This window comes from Acinetobacter sp. HY1485 (genome assembly GCF_027568475.1).
Taxonomy (GTDB): Bacteria; Pseudomonadota; Gammaproteobacteria; order Pseudomonadales; family Moraxellaceae; genus Acinetobacter.
This window is the reverse complement of sequence record NZ_JANKZG010000006.1, coordinates 1-15,896: the sequence shown is the minus strand read 5'-3', so window position 1 is coordinate 15,896 and position 15,896 is coordinate 1. Positions and strand designations below refer to the sequence as shown.

The following is a 15,896-nucleotide window of genomic DNA, read 5'->3' as shown; positions in this document are numbered from 1 at the left end:
CATGAAACAAGCACTTTTTGGTGGTGGTTGCTTTTGGTGCATCGAAGCAGTTTTAAACGAACTGCGCGGTGTACTTAAAGTAGAAAGTGGTTACGCAGGGGGTAAAACGCAAAATCCCTCTTATGAAGCAGTCTGTACAGGTGTTACAGGACATGCCGAAGTCGTTAAAATTGATTTTGACGAAACTCAAATTAGCTACCAAGACCTACTTAATGTTTTTTTTGGTATGCACGACCCAACTACGTTAAACCGTCAAGGCAATGATATTGGCACACAATATCGTTCTGTGATCTATTACTATGATGACAGCCAAAAACAGCAAGCTGAGCAAATGATTAATGATTTAAAATCAGAAGATCTTGATGTAGTGACTCAACTTGAACCTGTTCCTACTTTTTATAAAGCAGAAGAATATCATCAAAATTTCTATGCCAAAAATCCTGAGCAAGGTTACTGTAACTTTGCCATTCCACCCAAACTACTTAAGTTACGCAAAAAATTTCAACATCTCATGAAATAAAAAAAGCCTCCAAACATGGAGGCTTTTCTTTAGTGATCCGTCATAAAAGATAAATCACCTAAACCTGCTTCACTTGCGCGAGACATCACTTGTGCCACCATATCGTAACGTGTTTGTTTATCTGCACGTAACTGTACAGTTGGCTTTTGTGCTTGTTCACCTGCTTGGTTAAAACGTGTAGAAAGTTCCTCTAACGACACCATTTGATTATTCCAAGCCACTTGCCCATCTGCATTAATACTGATGGTAATAGCTTGTGGTGGTGGTGCCGTAATTTCAGCAGTTGTTTTAGGTAAAGTCAGCGGAATAGATGGATTTGCAACGGTTGCCGTGACTAAGAAAATAATCATTAATACCAACATAATATCAATGAGTGGAATGAGGTTCATATCATTCATACCTGAGTCGTGATCTTCACCTAATTGAAATGCCATATTATTTATCCAACATTACGTCAATTAATAGTTGATGCGCTTTATCATTTAAACCATGTGCCAATGCACGATTTGCACGTACACAAATGTTGTACGCTAATACCGCAGGAATTGCGACTGCAAGACCCAAACCTGTCATGATGAGTGCTTCACCCACAGGTGTTGCCACTTGTGCTAAGCCTGCTTGTCCACTTTTACCTACTGCCACCAATGCGTGAAAAATTCCCCACACCGTACCAAACAAACCCATAAAAGGCGCAATCGAAGCAATCGTTCCTAAAACAGCCACACCTTTTTCAGCTTTCGTTTTTTGTTCAGAAATAGTGCGTAATAAACTTTGTTCAGCAACCGTTTTACGCTCATCTAAAGAAAGTAATGATAATTTTGCTTTAAGTTGGTTCAGTGCTTGTTCTAAGTGGTTAAACGCATGTTGTTTTAACTGCCTTGTTCCCATCAAACGTATAACAAAGATTGTCCATGTGGCAATCGACATAATCACAAGTACAAAATACAGCGTTTTACTTACGGCGTCTGCATTTTGCCAATACACTGAAAAGTTCATGGTTGAACTCCATTATTTAAGTTAAAGCAAAAGGTTGTTGGGCACGTATTGGATACGCTACGCCATTTTCCTTGTAAGGTTTAAATTTTGCACCACGTACAGCACGCAGTACTTTTTCGTCTAAAGCAGAAATACCAGAACTTTTTACAATTTGAACATTAGTCACTTTGCCTTTTTCATTGGCTTCAATTAATACTGTGACAGAACGTGGTGATCCTTGTAAATCACTTGCGTCGTACGACAAGTTTGGTGAACGACCCCACTGAATACCTGCCCCACCAATTGAAACCGTTTTAGGTGTATGATCTACAGGTGCAGGTGCAGGTGCAGGTGCAGGTGCAGGTGCAGGTGCAGGTGCAGGTTGTTGTACTGGTTTTTCTTGCACAGGTCTAACTTGTTCTACAATTTTCGGCTCTGTTTTTTGTACAATTGGCTGTGGTTCAGGTTTAGGTTGTGGTTTTTCAACTTGTTTCACTTGCTTTGGTGCAGGCGATTTTTTAACGGGCTGAATTTTTTCTTCTTTTTTAGGTGGTGGCGGTGTTTGCTTGGTAATTTTGACTTCTTTAATTTCTTTTTTTGGCTCTACCTTGGGCTTTGGTGGCTCAATTTTTGGTTTCGGCGGCTCTACAATTTTAACAAAATGAACCTGAATAGGGTCTTTTTTAATCGGTTTAATATCAATGGGTTTCATTTGTTCAAGCGCTAAAAATGCACCCACATGCCCTGCAATTACCAAAAGTGCAACTACAGTTGCTTTAGGAATTGGACTAGAAATTGTAGATGTTTGACTCATAGCACTTTAAAACCTACGACATAGGATGCGGTCATAATAAATGAGAAGTGTTTTCATTTGCAACTACTTTTGCGGTTTTATTTGTTATATTATTACATTAAGGTGATACAACATTGTGCAGCATCACCCTTTAGACTTATTCTACTGTTTCAGGTTTAGTGTACCGATCCACTACCACACTTACCATCATATCGCCTTGCACATTCACCACAGTTCTCACTGTATCTAATAAACGGTCAATTGGCAGTAAAATAGCAATTGCTTCGGCAGGTAACCCTACAGATTGTAATACCATAATCATGGTAACCATACCTGCACTTGGAATACCGGGTGCACCTAGTGAAGCAAGCATTGCAGTTAAACACACAATAATTTGTTGCGTTAAACTTAAATCTAAACCAATTAAATTTGCAACAAATAAGGCAGCAGCAGCTTCATAAAGTGCCGTACCATCCATATTTAAATGCGAACCTAATGGAATTACAAAGCCTGCAATTTGTGGGCGTACACCTAAGTTTTCTTGTACACTTTTAATACTTAGTGGCATAGTTGCAGAACTAGAGCTTGTAGCAAAAGCGGTTAATAAAGCAACACGCGTCCCTTTAAAAAATTTCAAAGGTGACATACGTCCAAACACCCAAAGCAACAACGGCAAAACCACTAAGCCATGGAAAATGGTTGTACCTGTTACAATTACAGCAAATTCAGCCACACGGCTTAAAATCGAAATATCTTCTTTGGCAATCAATTTTGCAAGTAACGCAAAAATACCCAACGGCGCAATTTTCATTACCCATTCAACCAACATCATGGTCAAATCAAAAAATTCTTCATTCACTTTACGAATGGTCTGAAAACGCTTACCGCCATACACCAATGCCAAACCAATCAACATTGCAAAGACAACAATGGCAAGTACGTTACCATCGCTAAATGCTTTAAATGGGTTAATCAGTGTATGTTGCACAAAGTTAGTTAAAAACGATGAACTATCTAAGTTTTGCGTTGTATTTTGGTACTGTTGCATTGCCGTTTGGAAAATTGCAACATCCATACCTTTTCCAACTTCAAAGATGTGTGCACACAATAACCCTAACCCCAATGATAAGCTCATTGTGGTAAAGCTACACATCAGTGTCACTTTCCACACTTTACCGAGTTGTTGTCCCGATTCTAAACTTGCAACCCCAACCACAATAGAAGTAAAAACCAATGGCACAAGCAACATTTTTAAAAAGCCAATAAAAATGCCACTTACAATACCAAGTGTATAAATACTGCCATCAAAAAATATAAATTCTGGGTATAGCCTTAAAAAAAAGCCAAATGCAATTCCCAGCACAGCAGCAATAAAAATTTGTGTATTTAAACTCATATTTATCCATTCTCTTCATGCTTCGTGCAATTAATCATATTCATTAAAGCTAAACAAGAAATTATTTCTGATAACATTATGAATTAACGTGGCTTATTGTGCTTCTGTTTCACGTAGTCGGATGAGTCCTTCTTGTACTGTACTACAAACAAGCTGTCCGTTTTGCCACATACGACCATAGTTTAAACCGCGTGAATTTGCCGTTACACTTGCTTCCATGTCATATAGCATCCACTCATCGGCGCGTAGTGGTTTATGAAAATAAATGGCGTGGTCAATGCTCGCACACTGTAAATTTGGTGATAAATAACCTAACCCATGTGGACGCAATGCCGTGGTCATCAAGGTAAAATCTGAATAAAATGCAATAATGGCTTGATGTAATGCATCATCTTGCTGTGGTAGCGCTTCATGCGTACGCACGTAATGCGCATAAAACGGCGCTTCAGGCTTTGGATGGAAAAAGTTTTTTACACCATGCACAGGACGAAACTCAACATGACGTTCACGCATAAACATTTTACGAATGGGTGCAGGCACAGATGGCGCAAATTCTGCTTTAATTTCTTGTTCAGTTTTTAATTCTTCAGGGGCAGGATAATTTGGCTGTGGATGTTGGTACTCTAATCCTTCTTCTAACGGTGCAAAAGAAACCATTGCGGTAAAAATAGTACGTCCATGCTGAATCGCACGTACTTGACGGCTAACTAAACTTTTGCCATCACGCAAGCGATCAACTTCATATACCACAGGCTCATTGACATCGCCCCCAAACAAAAAATACGCATGCATAGAATGCGCAGGGCGATCAGTTGTATAAGCGGCTGCTCGAAGTGCTTGTCCTAATAATTGTCCACCAAAAATTCGCTTACCTACAATATTTTGACTTTGACCACGGAAAATATGGTCTTCGACACGTTCTAAAGTTAATAAATCGACTAATTCTTGCGTTAGTGCTGTCATGTTATTCCATACCACTCATTTTTATTTCTGCTGTATTTTGCCACATATTGATGTTTTTCATGGTCGCATAAGCGCTCAAAAGGTACTTAAATGCTACAAAAACCGCTTTTTTTTAGGAAAATTACACTAAAGGCGCAATATTTTGGTTAAAATTGCCAATTCGCAAAATTGACGGTTCCGTTTAAACAGGAGTTTTTATGCCCAAGAATAGCTTTGGTCAAATATATCGCAGATTATCAAGCAAAATGCTTGATCTTGTGGTGAAACCGCGCGTTCTTGGCGATGTCCCTGCTGAAGAGCCTAAAACACATGTGTGTTACGTGCTACAAAATTATTCACGCAGTAATGCACTAGTCGTTGATGGCGAAACACGGCGTTTAAAACTCCCTGCTGCTTTAGAACCATTAGAACTTGATGGGATGACCGAAAAAACATCGGTTTTCTTTTTGCAACAACCCGACCCAAGTGCACTTCAACATAAAAACTCATTACCACCGCGTTTAATCCGTCTTGTCGAATACTTAGAAAAACATCCGCATACAGATATTAAAATTATTCCTGTGACCATTCTTTGGGGTCGTTCGCCTGATAAAGAAGATTCACTGTTTAAATTATTATTTACAGACACATGGGCAACACCAAGCAAAGTTAAACAATTAATTAACATTGGGATGCACGGTCGTCAGTCATTTTTAGAATTTCATCCCGAACAATCTTTACAAGAACTACTTAATACTGCCAAAACGCAACATCCAAATTTATCAGCACCCACTTACATTATTCATCATCTTAATCAATATTTAGATCGTCAACGTGAAGCCGTACTTGGACCTGATTTATCAGACCGTCGCAATGTGATGCATAGCATTATCAAAGCACCTGATGTACAAGATGCAATTCGTCGTGAAAGTACGCGCAGTAAAATTAGCATGTTTGAAGCAGAACGACGTGCAATTGGATGTATTAAAGAAATTATTTCTGATTATTCATATTCTACTGTACGTTTTGCCGATATGATGCTCACTCGTCTGTGGACCCAGCTTTATGACGGCGTCGAAGTACATAATTTTAATACCGTACGCGAGTTAGCAAAAGACTATCAAATCGTTTATACACCTTGCCACCGTAGCCACATCGACTACTTACTTTTATCTTATGTGATTCATCGTCGTGGCTTAATGGTGCCTTATATTGCCGCAGGTGATAATTTAAACTTGCCGTTTGTGGGTCAATTTTTACGTGGTGGCGGTGCATTCTTTATTCGTCGTTCATTCCGTGGCAGTGGCTTATACACCACCGTATTTAAAGAATATTTATACAGTATTGTGTCGCGCAATACACCGCTTGAATACTTTATCGAAGGCGGTCGCTCACGTACAGGACGTTTACTACCGCCTAAAACAGGCATGCTTGCCATGACTGTTCATAGCCATCTACGTAATAAAGGTAAAAATAAACCACTTGTGTTTATTCCAACTTATATTGGTTACGAGCGTTTGATGGAAGGTTCTACCTATATTGGTGAGTTACAAGGCAAACCTAAAGAAGCCGAGTCCGTGTTAGGCTTAGTAAAGACTTTACGTAAAATTGAACGTATCTTTGGTAAAGTCCATCTGAACTTTGGTGAGCCTGTCTTTTTAGATCAAGTGTTAGAGCAACACAACGCACATGAAATTACCATTAGTAAAAATGAAGATCCAATTCCTGCAGAAGTATCAGCAGCTGTTACCAGTTCTGCAAATGAAATCTTAGAGAAAATTAATAATGCTGTGGTCATTAACCCTGTATCACTTATTTCTTTAATTTTACTCGCTACCGACAAACACACGTTAGATGCCGAACTGTTTATCAAACAGCTTGATACTTACCGTGATCTATCACTTGCGTTACCTTACGATCAGCGTACAGAAACAACGCACTTGTCGGGTGAAGAAATAATTCGCTATGGTTTAAAACTTAAACTTATTAAACGTGTACCTCATGCCCTTGGCGACATCATTGCTATTGAAGACGGTCAAGCTGTTTTGCTCACGTATTTCCGTAATAATATTTTGCATGCGTTCATCATGCCATCACTTATTGCGTCATTGGTCGAGTTAAACGGTATTATTAGCCGTAAAGATCTTGCCAATATTATTGTGACGCTTTATCCGTTCTTAAAAGCAGAACTCTACTTAAAATGGACAAAAGAAGACCTTAAAGACGCTGTAGAACATTATGTTGATGCGATGCTTAAAACTGAGCTCATCACCACCGATAAATCAGGTGATTTGCATAGCCCATTACCTAATTCAGAAGCACATAATCAACTTGTGATTTTAGGGGCATCGGTTAAACAAAGTATCGAACGCTATTACATGACGCTTGCGATTATCACGCAACGTGGTTCAGGTAATATCACTGCCAAACAAGTCGAAGATTTAAGCTACTTATTAGGACAACGCTTATCTGTATTGTATGAATACAATTCGCCTGAATTTTTTGATAAGCCGTTGTTTCAAAGTTTCTTAAAAGTTCTAACGCAAAAGCAATATATCAGCACTAACGAAAAAGGCTTTTTAGAATTTGATCAGAATTTTGCTAATGTTGCGCAATATGCCAATCTTGTTTTAGATGATGCTACCTTACAAATGTTAAAGCATATTACACAATTTACTGATGAAGAACTAAAACAAGCGCTTGAAGCACTTGCTGCTCAAAATGCAAAACGTCGTTTAATGCGTAAATCAAAAAAGAAGTGATTGATATACCTTAAAGCAATCTGTATGTGTCACTTGCATATGGTTTGCTTTAATTTTTTTGCCTGTTTCTTGCTGTGGTATATACGTTAATTGAGGCAATTCTAGCTGTTGTTGAAACCATAAAATAATTTCATGCAATGGATAAGGCACAGAATCGCTTGCAATATAGCTTTGTCGTACTGTCTTTTGTGTGGCAAGCGATGCCAAAAAACCACTCAAATCATCGATATGAATACGGTTTGACCAATGACACTGCGTATATGTCTGTGTGGTTTGGGCAAGTTTTATCATTCTTGCCACGCTTGTGCCATAAATACCTGTTGGTCGTACAATTACACACTTTTCGCCATATGCATGTTGATACAACTGTTCCATCTGCTGTAACAATTGCCCTTTTTCATCACTCGGTTTTAATGGCGTTTCGTCATTAATGTCTTGTGCTACATGTCCGTTATATACACGGGTAGATGACACCACAATCAAACGTTTAACAGGGTGATGGCTGAGCGCATCTAAAATTTGCGGTGCGGTTTGCACATACGTTGCGTTATAATCCTCTTTAGGACTTAATAAAATATAAACACAATCTATTGGCTCAATATGTGTTAAATCTAACGTATTCACATCTTGATATAGATGATGTGCAAAATGATCTGTTTTTTTAGATAAACTGACCGAAGTAATTTGATGCCCTGCTGCAAATAATTGTTTTGCAACGCGTTGGGATGTTTTACCATAACCTATAAATAAAATATGCATAATATATGGCTGTCATTCAAGAACTAAAAGGTATAGGCAACAGTATTGCTGCACTACTCGAAAAACTTCATATTTTTACAACAGATGATTTACTGTTTCATCTGCCACGTGACTATGAAGATCGTAGCACTGTTGTTGCAATGAACCAAATTCAAGTTGGACGTACTTACTTACTCGAAGGAACGGTAAAATCTGTTGATTTTCCAACAGGTAAACGTAAATCAATGGCAGTCTTGTTAGAAGATGAATTTGGACACGTCACACTACGTTTTTACCATTTTTATAAAGGACTCATTGATCGGCTTGCTGTGGGGGAGCATGTGCGTGTGTTTGGTGAAGTACGTGTGGGCGCACGTGGTTTAGAGCTTTATCATCCCGAAATTTTACCCATTGCTACTTTATCTAAAACACAACTTACAGCTATTTACCCCACCACAGAAGGGCTAACACAAAGTAAGTTTCGTGATTATATTGAGCAGGCTTTTAATCAATATGCTCACAACTTACCTGAACTTCTTCCCAAACAATTTACCAATGGCTATGCGCTTAAAGATGCATTAAATTACATCCACCATCCTCCACTTAATGCACACATGCAACAACTGTTGCAAGGTCAACATCCTGCACAGCAACGCCTTATTTTTGAAGAACTCGTTGCCCATCAAATTAGCTTATTGTCACGGCGTGCTTATATTCAGAATATGCCGTCGCCTCGTATTCATCCAAGTGAATCTTTTTTAAATACGTTTTTACAGCGTTTAAGTTTTGTACCTACTCAAGCGCAACAACGTGTATCAAAAGAAATACTTAATGACTTACAGCAACCAAAACCAATGTTACGGCTTGTGCAGGGTGATGTAGGTGCAGGTAAAACTGTTGTGGCCGCTATTGCTGCTTGCCATGCACTCGAATCAGGTTGGCAAGTGGCCATTATGGCACCTACCGAAATTTTGGCAGAACAACACTACATCAATTTCAAAAAATGGTTTGAACCGCTTGGCATTCAAGTCAGCTGGCTTTCGGGTAAGCAAAAAGGTAAAGCGCGTGAGGTTGCACAACATGCCGTACAAACAGGTCAATCTCAGCTTATTGTTGGAACACATGCCCTGTTTCAAGACAGTGTACAATTTGCAAAGTTAGGGCTTGTCATTATTGATGAACAACATAGATTTGGTGTAGATCAACGCCTTGCTTTACGCAATAAAGGTGCGCCACATCAGTTGGTAATGACAGCAACCCCTATTCCACGCACACTTGCAATGAGTGCCTATGGCGATTTAGATACCTCCACTATTGATGAATTACCTCCTGGACGCACCCCTATTCAAACCGTAACAATACCCATTGAACGGCGTGAGCAAGTCTTACAACGCATTGCAGAACAACAAGGTAAACAAGCCTATTGGGTTTGCACATTAGTAGAACAATCTGAAACGCTCGATGCACAGGCAGCTGAAGCCACTTATGAAGAACTCAAAACACGATTTACAAACCTCAATGTTGGTCTAGTACATGGCAAAATGAAAGCTGACGAAAAACAAACGGTCATGCAGGCATTTAAAGAAAATAAAATTCAGCTGTTGGTTGCAACAACTGTTATTGAAGTTGGTGTAGATGTACCCAATGCAACTATTATGGTCATTGAAAATGCAGAACGGTTAGGCTTGTCTCAATTACACCAATTACGAGGGCGCGTTGGGCGTGGTGACCAAGCAAGTTTTTGTATTTTATTATATAAAACACCCCTGTCTCAAAATGGACATGAGCGTTTAGCAACCTTAAAAGAAAGTAATGACGGTTTTGTTATTGCAGAAAAAGACTTGCAAATTCGTGGACCAGGTGAGCTTTTAGGTACCAAACAAACAGGAGATATGGGCTTTAAGGTGGCAAAATTAGAACGCGATGAACATTTACTTAACCAAGCACATCACGTAGCACAGCAAATGCTTAAAGACTACCCACACCAAGCCGAAGCACTCCTCAACCGTTGGTTACCCCAAGCTCCCCGCTATGCTTATGTTTAAATTTTGCGTTTTATGCCATCAAAGTCTTACACGTAGAATTGTTTGTGCCGATTGTTGGGAACACTTACAACTGCAACCACAAGTAATTTATAAAGATGACCTCACAATCTATAGTGCAGGTATCTATCAATATCCCCTTAATCGCCTAATACAAAATTTTAAATACAAACAAGACGTACACTACTTACCCCTGTTTAACCGTATCTTAGAAACCATAGACCTTCCTCAGTTTCAAGCAGTGGTTCCTATGCCTATTTCAGACTATCGTTTAAAACAACGGGGCTATAACCAAGCACAACTACTTGCTAAAGCGATTGCAAAGAAACAAAATATTCCTATTTGGTCGCCCTTAATTCGCCAAGCAGATCATCACCAAAAAAATCTAACCCGTGCCGAACGCTTAAGTGGGATTTATCAACAATTTAGTCGCTGTCCAAACTTATCTGTACGGTATCGGCATGTTTTAATTATTGATGATGTGATGACCACAGGTGCTTCACTTGATGCAGTAAAACAACAATTACAGAAAATAGGATGCACTAAAATTGAAGCGCTTTGCCTTGCAGTTGTAACTTGATGTATTTTTTGTACTAAAAACAACCTAAATTAGATTTTTTTTATAGAACAGATTCAGTTCCTTGTCTAAAATACACGCATCGTTCACCTTCATCCTACCAACAGGAGATAGACACCGATGCTTGAAGCTTTTTATGCCACAGAGCGTGGTAGTCTGGAAGATGCAACCATTAATGGTGGATTTGATTTACATCCTGAGTTGGTGTGGATTGATTTGATTGCGCCCTCGCAAGAAGAACAGCAATGGGTTGTAGATGCCTACCAACAAAACTTACCGACGTTGAAGTCGTTAGAAGATATTTCATCTTCTGCACGTTTTTATCGCGATGACGATGGCATTTTACATGTCAGCACCTACTTTTTAACCAAAAATAGAAACTACCAAGTCGAAAGTCACGACGAAGATAGTCAAATGCTTGCAACTGTTCAAACCGTTGCCTTTATTTTAGATAAAGAACGTTTACTGACCTTACGTGGCGAAAAATTAGTTGCTTTTCGAGCATTTAGAGCACGTGCACGTCGTAATGATTACGATATTGACTATAAAGACCCCATTTGGATCTTACTTGGATTATTTGAAGCCAAATTAGATGAACTTGCAGATATCTTAGAAGATATCCATAAAGATTTAGAAAAGTATTCTACAGAAGTACTCAACAATCATAACCGCGAGAAAAATCTAGATTTAGATGACATGATTACCCGCCTTGCCCAACAAGAAGATATGTTAGGAAAAGCGCAATTATGTCTCATCGACTTACGCCGAATTTTGACTTTTTTATCGCGCCCTCGTGCTCTAGGTAGCCATATTTACGATGGTGAAATCCGTGAGATGAATGAAGATGTACGCTCGTTAGTCGAACATAATGCTTTTTTATTCCAAAAAGTGCGTTTCTTACTTGATACGACATCAGGATTCATTAATACCGAACAAAACGATACCATTCGTCGATTCTCTATTTTACCAAGTATGCTAGCACCTCCTATGCTCATTGCCAGTATGTATGGTATGAATATTGATGAACTACCATTTTCTCATAGCTCTATGAGTTTAATTATCGTATCTTTGTTTTTGATAGTCGCATTTATTGGTCCATATATCTATTTCCGTTGGAAAAAATGGGTATAAAAAAAGGCATCATTACGATGCCTTTTTTATTACGTTTTCTAAATGACAAGATTGAATAATCTTCATCATCTTTTCAGGAATATTCTCAAAACTAAGCTGAGGTGCTAAGCGTAACCACTGCACTAAAACAGCTAACGTTAATGTATTACCCTGTTCTAAAGCACCTAAATCTACAGAATTGCATGCAGACAAATATTGTTTACCTTGCTCAAATATTTGATTGGCATTTGTAAAATCAATTTTGCCTGTCACAATAAGTCGCTGACCTTTTAGCTCAACCACTTTATTTTTTCACTGCTGCATTTGCATCTGGTTTAAATGTTGCAATAGCCTTATCTAAGTTTCCACCATTACGTTGTACTGTAGATGCAAACTGATTACGGAACTGTAAACCTAAATCAATGCCTGCAACATTCATATTACGGATTTTCCACTGATTATTATTATCAGCTAGCTGAAACGCAACAGGCGTTTTTTGTCCTTGGTTCACAAAATCAAGCGTTACAACTTGGTAAGCACCTGCAGCAGGTTTAAATGGACGTAAGCTATAACTTTGATTAGAGTATTTTGCTAATGCTGAACCATAATTTTGAATTAAACTTTGGCGTAAGTTTGTTTCAAAGGCTGCACGTTGCTGTGCTGTACTGTTTTGTGGAGATGCATACGTACCCATCACAATGCGAGTAAATGCTTGTGAATCAACATAAGGTTCTAAGTTTTGTTTTACAATCGCATTTACTGCCGCAGGATTATTCTGTAATTGTGCATGGTCTGTTTTTAAACGACCAATTAGCCCATCTGCCACACGTTGAACAAATGCCGATGGTGCCTCAGCAGGAGCAGCAATTGCTGAACCAACTGTTGTTGTTGCAAAAATACCAACTGCACATTTTAAAATTGTATTCATAATATCCTCAATCATTCTGCAAAAGAAGGCTCAGTTTTTGTTGCTTCTGTACTTGGAGCAGATTTACCCATACCTGTCACAAATTTACTAATTAGGTCTTCAAGATCCATTGTACCTTGCGTATTACTAATACTTGCACCTTTTTTAAGATAAGACAAACCACCACCTGGCACAACTTTTAAGTATTTCTCACCTAACAAACCATTCGTTGCCACCATAATATAAGCATCTGAATCAATATTTGTAATGGCTGTCATGTTGCTTAATAGTTGTTTTTCCATTTCTTTTTGTTGTTCAGGTTTGGCTTGTTGATAATCACTGCTATAATGCAAATCTTCTAAAGAAGATTTTTGGACTTGTTTTAATTCATCTGCATTAAAGGTGGTTAACTTACCATCTAAATCAAAAGTTACTTTTGCCAAACGCGTAATTGGGTCTAATGTAATTGAATCTACACGACCAATCGTTACACCACTCATAGTGACCTTAGCACGCGTTTTTAAACCATTCACGTTATCAAACGTTGCAGACATCTCATAACTATTACTTAAATTATTACCCGATAGGCCACTTACTTTCATGGCTAAAAAGAATAAAGCACATCCAAAAACAATAACAAAAATACCAACGGTCAGCTCACTTACACGAGATTTCATGATACCCCTCCAAACATGACCGCAGTCAGTACAAAATCAAAACCTAAAACACATAAAGATGAATACACAACTGTTTTTGTTGTCGCAGAAGAAATACCTTCTGACGTTGGTACACATGTATATCCTTGATAAACGGCAACCCATGTACACAGCACAGCAAAAATAATACTCTTTACAATACCATTCATTACATCGTGCTTGAACTGTACAGATGCTTGCATTCCACTCCAGAATGACCCTTGATCCACACCCAAAAAGTCAACACCCACCATTTTGCCACCAAAAATACCAATTGCTGCAAAAATTACGGTTAGCATCGGTAAGCTAATAATACCTGCCCATAAACGTGGAGAAACAATACGTTTTAAAGGATCAACACCTATCATTTCCATACTAGACAATTGTTCTGTCGCTTTCATCAAGCCAATTTCTGCTGTCAATGCAGAACCTGCACGCCCAGCAAACAATAAGGCAGCAACTACAGGTGCAAGCTCACGCAATAAGGTCAATGCGACCATTGTACCAAGCATAGACTCACTACCCACATTTACTAAAATGCTATAGCCTTGCAAACCAATTACAAGACCAATAAACAAACCTGAAACAGCAATAATCAGAAAAGACATCACCCCTACGCGATGCATTTGTTGAATAAATAGTCGTATACCTAGCTTAGTGGGTAAAGATAAAATGATTTGAAACAACATTAAAGTCGCAACGCCAATTCCTTGTATGCGTTCTATTACACGCTGACCTAATAAGGCAATCGCATTCATGCATTCACCTCTTGGTTTAGATAAGGTTCATGGCTAAATTGAAAATCAACAGGGCCTTCTACGTAGCCATTTAAAAATTGTTGAACAAATGCTGACTCATGTTGCTTGAGTTGCTCAGGTGTTCCTTCGCCTTGCACTTTTCCTTCGGCTACAATATAAATATAATCAGCGATAGAAATTGTTTCAGCCACATCATGAGACACAATGATTGTTGTGAGATCTAACGCCTCTCTTAAAGAGCGAATAAGTCGAGTTAGAACACCCATTACAATCGGATCTTGCCCAGCAAAAGGCTCATCATACATAATTAAATCAGGATCTAGTGCAATTGCGCGCGCTAATGCCACTCGGCGATTCATACCGCCAGAGAGTTCTGACGGCATCATTTTTTCAGCACCACGTAATCCAACTGACTCTAATTTCAAAGCAACTAGTTCAGCAATTAAATTTTCAGATAGTTTTGTATGTGCACGCAAAGGAAAAGCAACATTTTCATAAACGCTCATATCAGTAAATAAAGCGCCACTTTGAAAAAGCATACCCATTCTTGCACGTGCTTTAAACAAATGATGTCTACTCATTTGTGCAATATTTTGGCCATCTAATAGCACTGAGCCAGTATCAGGAACAAGCTGCCCACCAATTAAGCGCAGTAATGTTGTTTTACCTGTACCCGAAGGGCCCATAATTGCAGTAATCTGACCTTTTTTTATATTCAGATTTATATTGTCATAAATGACTCGGTTTCCTCTTTTGAAGCTCAAACCCTTCACTTCAATCAGAGCATCCGACACTAAATTATTCATATTGAAGATGCTTTCCTGCTTACTTAATTTAGGTAAGAACTATTGCGAATTATACAAAAAAATAGACTATTAATAAGACAAAATAGCAAAATACTACATTAAATTAACATCATAAAATTACACTTTACTACGTAAAATCAAAGTAGGCTGATATAACAAAAAATAAGGATGATCTTGATGAGTGATAAAAAAGTATTAATTATTACAAGTAATTTTGGTATAGAAAAAGACGAACTGATAAAACCATTGGAGATGCTAAAAAACTATCATATATCCGTCACACATGCAGCGATAGAAATCGCTAATGTACAAACAGTAGAAGGAGACAAAGATTTTAGTACCATTGTACAACCTGATATAACGCTCAAAGAAGTTGACTCTAACAAATACGATTTATTAATTGTACCAGGTGGTACAGTCAATGCAGATACATTGAGAGTTAATCAAGATGCACAAAATATTATTAATATGTTTGTAAAGCAAAATAAGATACTCGCTTTTATTTGCCATGCTCCTTGGCTACTTATTAATTCAAACCAAGTAAAAGGAAAAACATTAACTAGCTTTAATAGTATCCGTTTAGACTTAGAAAACGCAGGTGCCAATTGGGTAAATGAAAAAGTGCATGAATGTTCTGCACAAAATTGGGTATTAATTACTTCACGCTGCCCTGATGATATTCCTGCATTTAATCAAGCAATTTTAAGTAAATTAGAGGCATAAAAAAAGCCCCTCATTGAGGGGCTTTGAATAATGAGCTGGCGATGACTTACTCTCACATGGGTAACCCCACACTACCATCAGCGCAAAGAGGTTTCACTTCTGAGTTCGGGAAGGGATCAGGTGGTTCACTCTTGCTATGGTCGCCAGCACAA

At 38.4% G+C, this 15,896-nt stretch carries 17 protein-coding genes and 1 rRNA gene; 6 read left to right on the top strand and 12 right to left on the bottom strand.

The annotated features are described in order from the left end of the window. Position 1: 1 nt before the first annotated feature. Positions 2-520 carry a peptide-methionine (S)-S-oxide reductase MsrA gene (gene msrA / locus PCI70_RS08245; protein ID WP_269914860.1) on the top strand — a complete coding sequence of 173 codons (519 nt, stop codon included), beginning with the start codon at positions 2-4 and terminating at the stop codon, positions 518-520. A 29-nt stretch (positions 521-549) separates the two neighbouring features. Here the strand turns inward: msrA and PCI70_RS08240 are convergent, their stop codons facing one another. The 5 genes from PCI70_RS08240 to PCI70_RS08220 all read right to left on the bottom strand — a co-directional run bounded on the left by PCI70_RS08240 (position 550) and on the right by PCI70_RS08220 (position 4,647). Next, positions 550-954: an ExbD/TolR family protein gene (locus tag PCI70_RS08240; protein WP_269914859.1), complete on the bottom strand. Its 405-nt coding sequence runs from the start codon at positions 952-954 to the stop codon at positions 550-552. A gap of 1 nt (position 955) precedes the next feature. After that, entirely contained in the window at positions 956-1,516 is a 561-nt protein-coding gene (locus PCI70_RS08235; RefSeq protein WP_269914858.1) for a MotA/TolQ/ExbB proton channel family protein, read from the bottom strand. 16 nt (positions 1,517-1,532) lie between these two features. Further along, positions 1,533-2,309, bottom strand: a complete 777-nt coding sequence (locus PCI70_RS08230; protein WP_269914857.1) for an energy transducer TonB family protein — start codon at positions 2,307-2,309, stop codon at positions 1,533-1,535. A gap of 136 nt (positions 2,310-2,445) precedes the next feature. After that, the gene (locus tag PCI70_RS08225) at positions 2,446-3,684 is read right to left on the bottom strand and encodes a dicarboxylate/amino acid:cation symporter (RefSeq protein WP_269914856.1); all 1,239 of its coding nucleotides are present in this window, start codon (positions 3,682-3,684) and stop codon (positions 2,446-2,448) included. A gap of 93 nt (positions 3,685-3,777) precedes the next feature. Next, on the bottom strand, positions 3,778-4,647 hold the full coding sequence (locus PCI70_RS08220) for an acyl-CoA thioesterase (protein WP_269914855.1): 870 nt from the start codon (positions 4,645-4,647) through the stop codon (positions 3,778-3,780). Positions 4,648-4,844: 197 nt separating this feature from the next. Between PCI70_RS08220 and plsB the strand changes: the two genes are divergently transcribed. Next, positions 4,845-7,388: a glycerol-3-phosphate 1-O-acyltransferase PlsB gene (gene plsB / locus PCI70_RS08215; protein ID WP_269914854.1), complete on the top strand. Its 2,544-nt coding sequence runs from the start codon at positions 4,845-4,847 to the stop codon at positions 7,386-7,388. Here plsB and PCI70_RS08210 read toward each other — a convergent pair. Next, on the bottom strand, positions 7,374-8,147 hold the full coding sequence (locus PCI70_RS08210; RefSeq protein ID WP_269914853.1) for an NAD(P)H-binding protein: 774 nt from the start codon (positions 8,145-8,147) through the stop codon (positions 7,374-7,376). The two genes, plsB and PCI70_RS08210, sit on opposite strands and share 15 nt — an antisense overlap. Positions 8,148-8,152: 5 nt before the next feature. Between PCI70_RS08210 and recG the strand changes: the two genes are divergently transcribed. The 3 genes from recG to PCI70_RS08195 all read left to right on the top strand — a co-directional run bounded on the left by recG (position 8,153) and on the right by PCI70_RS08195 (position 11,876). After that, on the top strand, positions 8,153-10,171 hold the full coding sequence (gene recG / locus PCI70_RS08205; RefSeq protein WP_269914852.1) for an ATP-dependent DNA helicase RecG: 2,019 nt from the start codon (positions 8,153-8,155) through the stop codon (positions 10,169-10,171). Beyond that, positions 10,164-10,748, top strand: coding sequence for a ComF family protein (locus tag PCI70_RS08200; RefSeq protein ID WP_269914851.1), 585 nt, complete (start codon positions 10,164-10,166; stop codon positions 10,746-10,748). Before recG ends, PCI70_RS08200 begins: the two co-directional genes overlap by 8 nt. Positions 10,749-10,865: 117 nt before the next feature. Further along, the gene (locus PCI70_RS08195; RefSeq protein ID WP_269914850.1) at positions 10,866-11,876 is read left to right on the top strand and encodes a CorA family divalent cation transporter; all 1,011 of its coding nucleotides are present in this window, start codon (positions 10,866-10,868) and stop codon (positions 11,874-11,876) included. Positions 11,877-11,888: 12 nt separating this feature from the next. Here PCI70_RS08195 and PCI70_RS08190 read toward each other — a convergent pair whose 3' ends face one another. The 5 genes from PCI70_RS08190 to PCI70_RS08170 are packed head-to-tail and all read right to left on the bottom strand — an operon-like array spanning position 11,889 to position 15,021. Continuing rightward, positions 11,889-12,158 carry an STAS domain-containing protein gene (locus tag PCI70_RS08190; protein ID WP_269914849.1) on the bottom strand — a complete coding sequence of 90 codons (270 nt, stop codon included), beginning with the start codon at positions 12,156-12,158 and terminating at the stop codon, positions 11,889-11,891. Between the two features lies 1 nt (position 12,159). Beyond that, positions 12,160-12,783, bottom strand: coding sequence for an MlaC/ttg2D family ABC transporter substrate-binding protein (locus PCI70_RS08185; protein WP_269914848.1), 624 nt, complete (start codon positions 12,781-12,783; stop codon positions 12,160-12,162). An 11-nt stretch (positions 12,784-12,794) separates the two neighbouring features. Beyond that, the gene (mlaD, locus tag PCI70_RS08180) at positions 12,795-13,439 is read right to left on the bottom strand and encodes an outer membrane lipid asymmetry maintenance protein MlaD (protein WP_269914847.1); all 645 of its coding nucleotides are present in this window, start codon (positions 13,437-13,439) and stop codon (positions 12,795-12,797) included. After that, the gene (mlaE, locus tag PCI70_RS08175) at positions 13,436-14,215 is read right to left on the bottom strand and encodes a lipid asymmetry maintenance ABC transporter permease subunit MlaE (RefSeq protein ID WP_269914846.1); all 780 of its coding nucleotides are present in this window, start codon (positions 14,213-14,215) and stop codon (positions 13,436-13,438) included. Before mlaE ends, mlaD begins: the two co-directional genes overlap by 4 nt. Beyond that, positions 14,212-15,021, bottom strand: coding sequence for an ABC transporter ATP-binding protein (locus PCI70_RS08170; protein WP_269914845.1), 810 nt, complete (start codon positions 15,019-15,021; stop codon positions 14,212-14,214). The genes mlaE and PCI70_RS08170 overlap by 4 nt, the downstream gene beginning before the upstream one ends. A 177-nt stretch (positions 15,022-15,198) precedes the next feature. Between PCI70_RS08170 and PCI70_RS08165 the strand changes: the two genes are divergently transcribed. Beyond that, positions 15,199-15,744: a type 1 glutamine amidotransferase domain-containing protein gene (locus PCI70_RS08165; RefSeq protein ID WP_269914844.1), complete on the top strand. Its 546-nt coding sequence runs from the start codon at positions 15,199-15,201 to the stop codon at positions 15,742-15,744. Positions 15,745-15,777: 33 nt separating this feature from the next. Here the strand turns inward: PCI70_RS08165 and rrf are convergent. Further along, positions 15,778-15,892: ribosomal RNA gene (gene rrf, locus PCI70_RS08160) — 5S ribosomal RNA — on the bottom strand. Between the last annotated feature and the right edge of the window lie 4 nt (positions 15,893-15,896).

What these genes read in the sequence shown, in the direction of transcription:
- PCI70_RS08195 (WP_269914850.1), top strand. Translation starts at nt 10,866, where the DNA reads ATGCTTGAAGCTTTTTATGCCACAGAGCGTGGTAGTCTGGAAGATGCA.
- PCI70_RS08185 (WP_269914848.1), bottom strand. Translation starts at nt 12,783, where the DNA reads ATGAATACAATTTTAAAATGTGCAGTTGGTATTTTTGCAACAACAACA.
- PCI70_RS08210 (WP_269914853.1), bottom strand. Translation starts at nt 8,147, where the DNA reads ATGCATATTTTATTTATAGGTTATGGTAAAACATCCCAACGCGTTGCA.
- PCI70_RS08200 (WP_269914851.1), top strand. Translation starts at nt 10,164, where the DNA reads ATGTTTAAATTTTGCGTTTTATGCCATCAAAGTCTTACACGTAGAATT.
- recG (WP_269914852.1), top strand. Translation starts at nt 8,153, where the DNA reads ATGGCTGTCATTCAAGAACTAAAAGGTATAGGCAACAGTATTGCTGCA.
- PCI70_RS08235 (WP_269914858.1), bottom strand. Translation starts at nt 1,516, where the DNA reads ATGAACTTTTCAGTGTATTGGCAAAATGCAGACGCCGTAAGTAAAACG.
- PCI70_RS08230 (WP_269914857.1), bottom strand. Translation starts at nt 2,309, where the DNA reads ATGAGTCAAACATCTACAATTTCTAGTCCAATTCCTAAAGCAACTGTA.
- PCI70_RS08240 (WP_269914859.1), bottom strand. Translation starts at nt 954, where the DNA reads ATGGCATTTCAATTAGGTGAAGATCACGACTCAGGTATGAATGATATG.
- PCI70_RS08165 (WP_269914844.1), top strand. Translation starts at nt 15,199, where the DNA reads ATGAGTGATAAAAAAGTATTAATTATTACAAGTAATTTTGGTATAGAA.
- mlaD (WP_269914847.1), bottom strand. Translation starts at nt 13,439, where the DNA reads ATGAAATCTCGTGTAAGTGAGCTGACCGTTGGTATTTTTGTTATTGTT.
- PCI70_RS08170 (WP_269914845.1), bottom strand. Translation starts at nt 15,021, where the DNA reads ATGAATAATTTAGTGTCGGATGCTCTGATTGAAGTGAAGGGTTTGAGC.
- msrA (WP_269914860.1), top strand. Translation starts at nt 2, where the DNA reads ATGAAACAAGCACTTTTTGGTGGTGGTTGCTTTTGGTGCATCGAAGCA.
- PCI70_RS08220 (WP_269914855.1), bottom strand. Translation starts at nt 4,647, where the DNA reads ATGACAGCACTAACGCAAGAATTAGTCGATTTATTAACTTTAGAACGT.
- plsB (WP_269914854.1), top strand. Translation starts at nt 4,845, where the DNA reads ATGCCCAAGAATAGCTTTGGTCAAATATATCGCAGATTATCAAGCAAA.
- PCI70_RS08225 (WP_269914856.1), bottom strand. Translation starts at nt 3,684, where the DNA reads ATGAGTTTAAATACACAAATTTTTATTGCTGCTGTGCTGGGAATTGCA.
- mlaE (WP_269914846.1), bottom strand. Translation starts at nt 14,215, where the DNA reads ATGAATGCGATTGCCTTATTAGGTCAGCGTGTAATAGAACGCATACAA.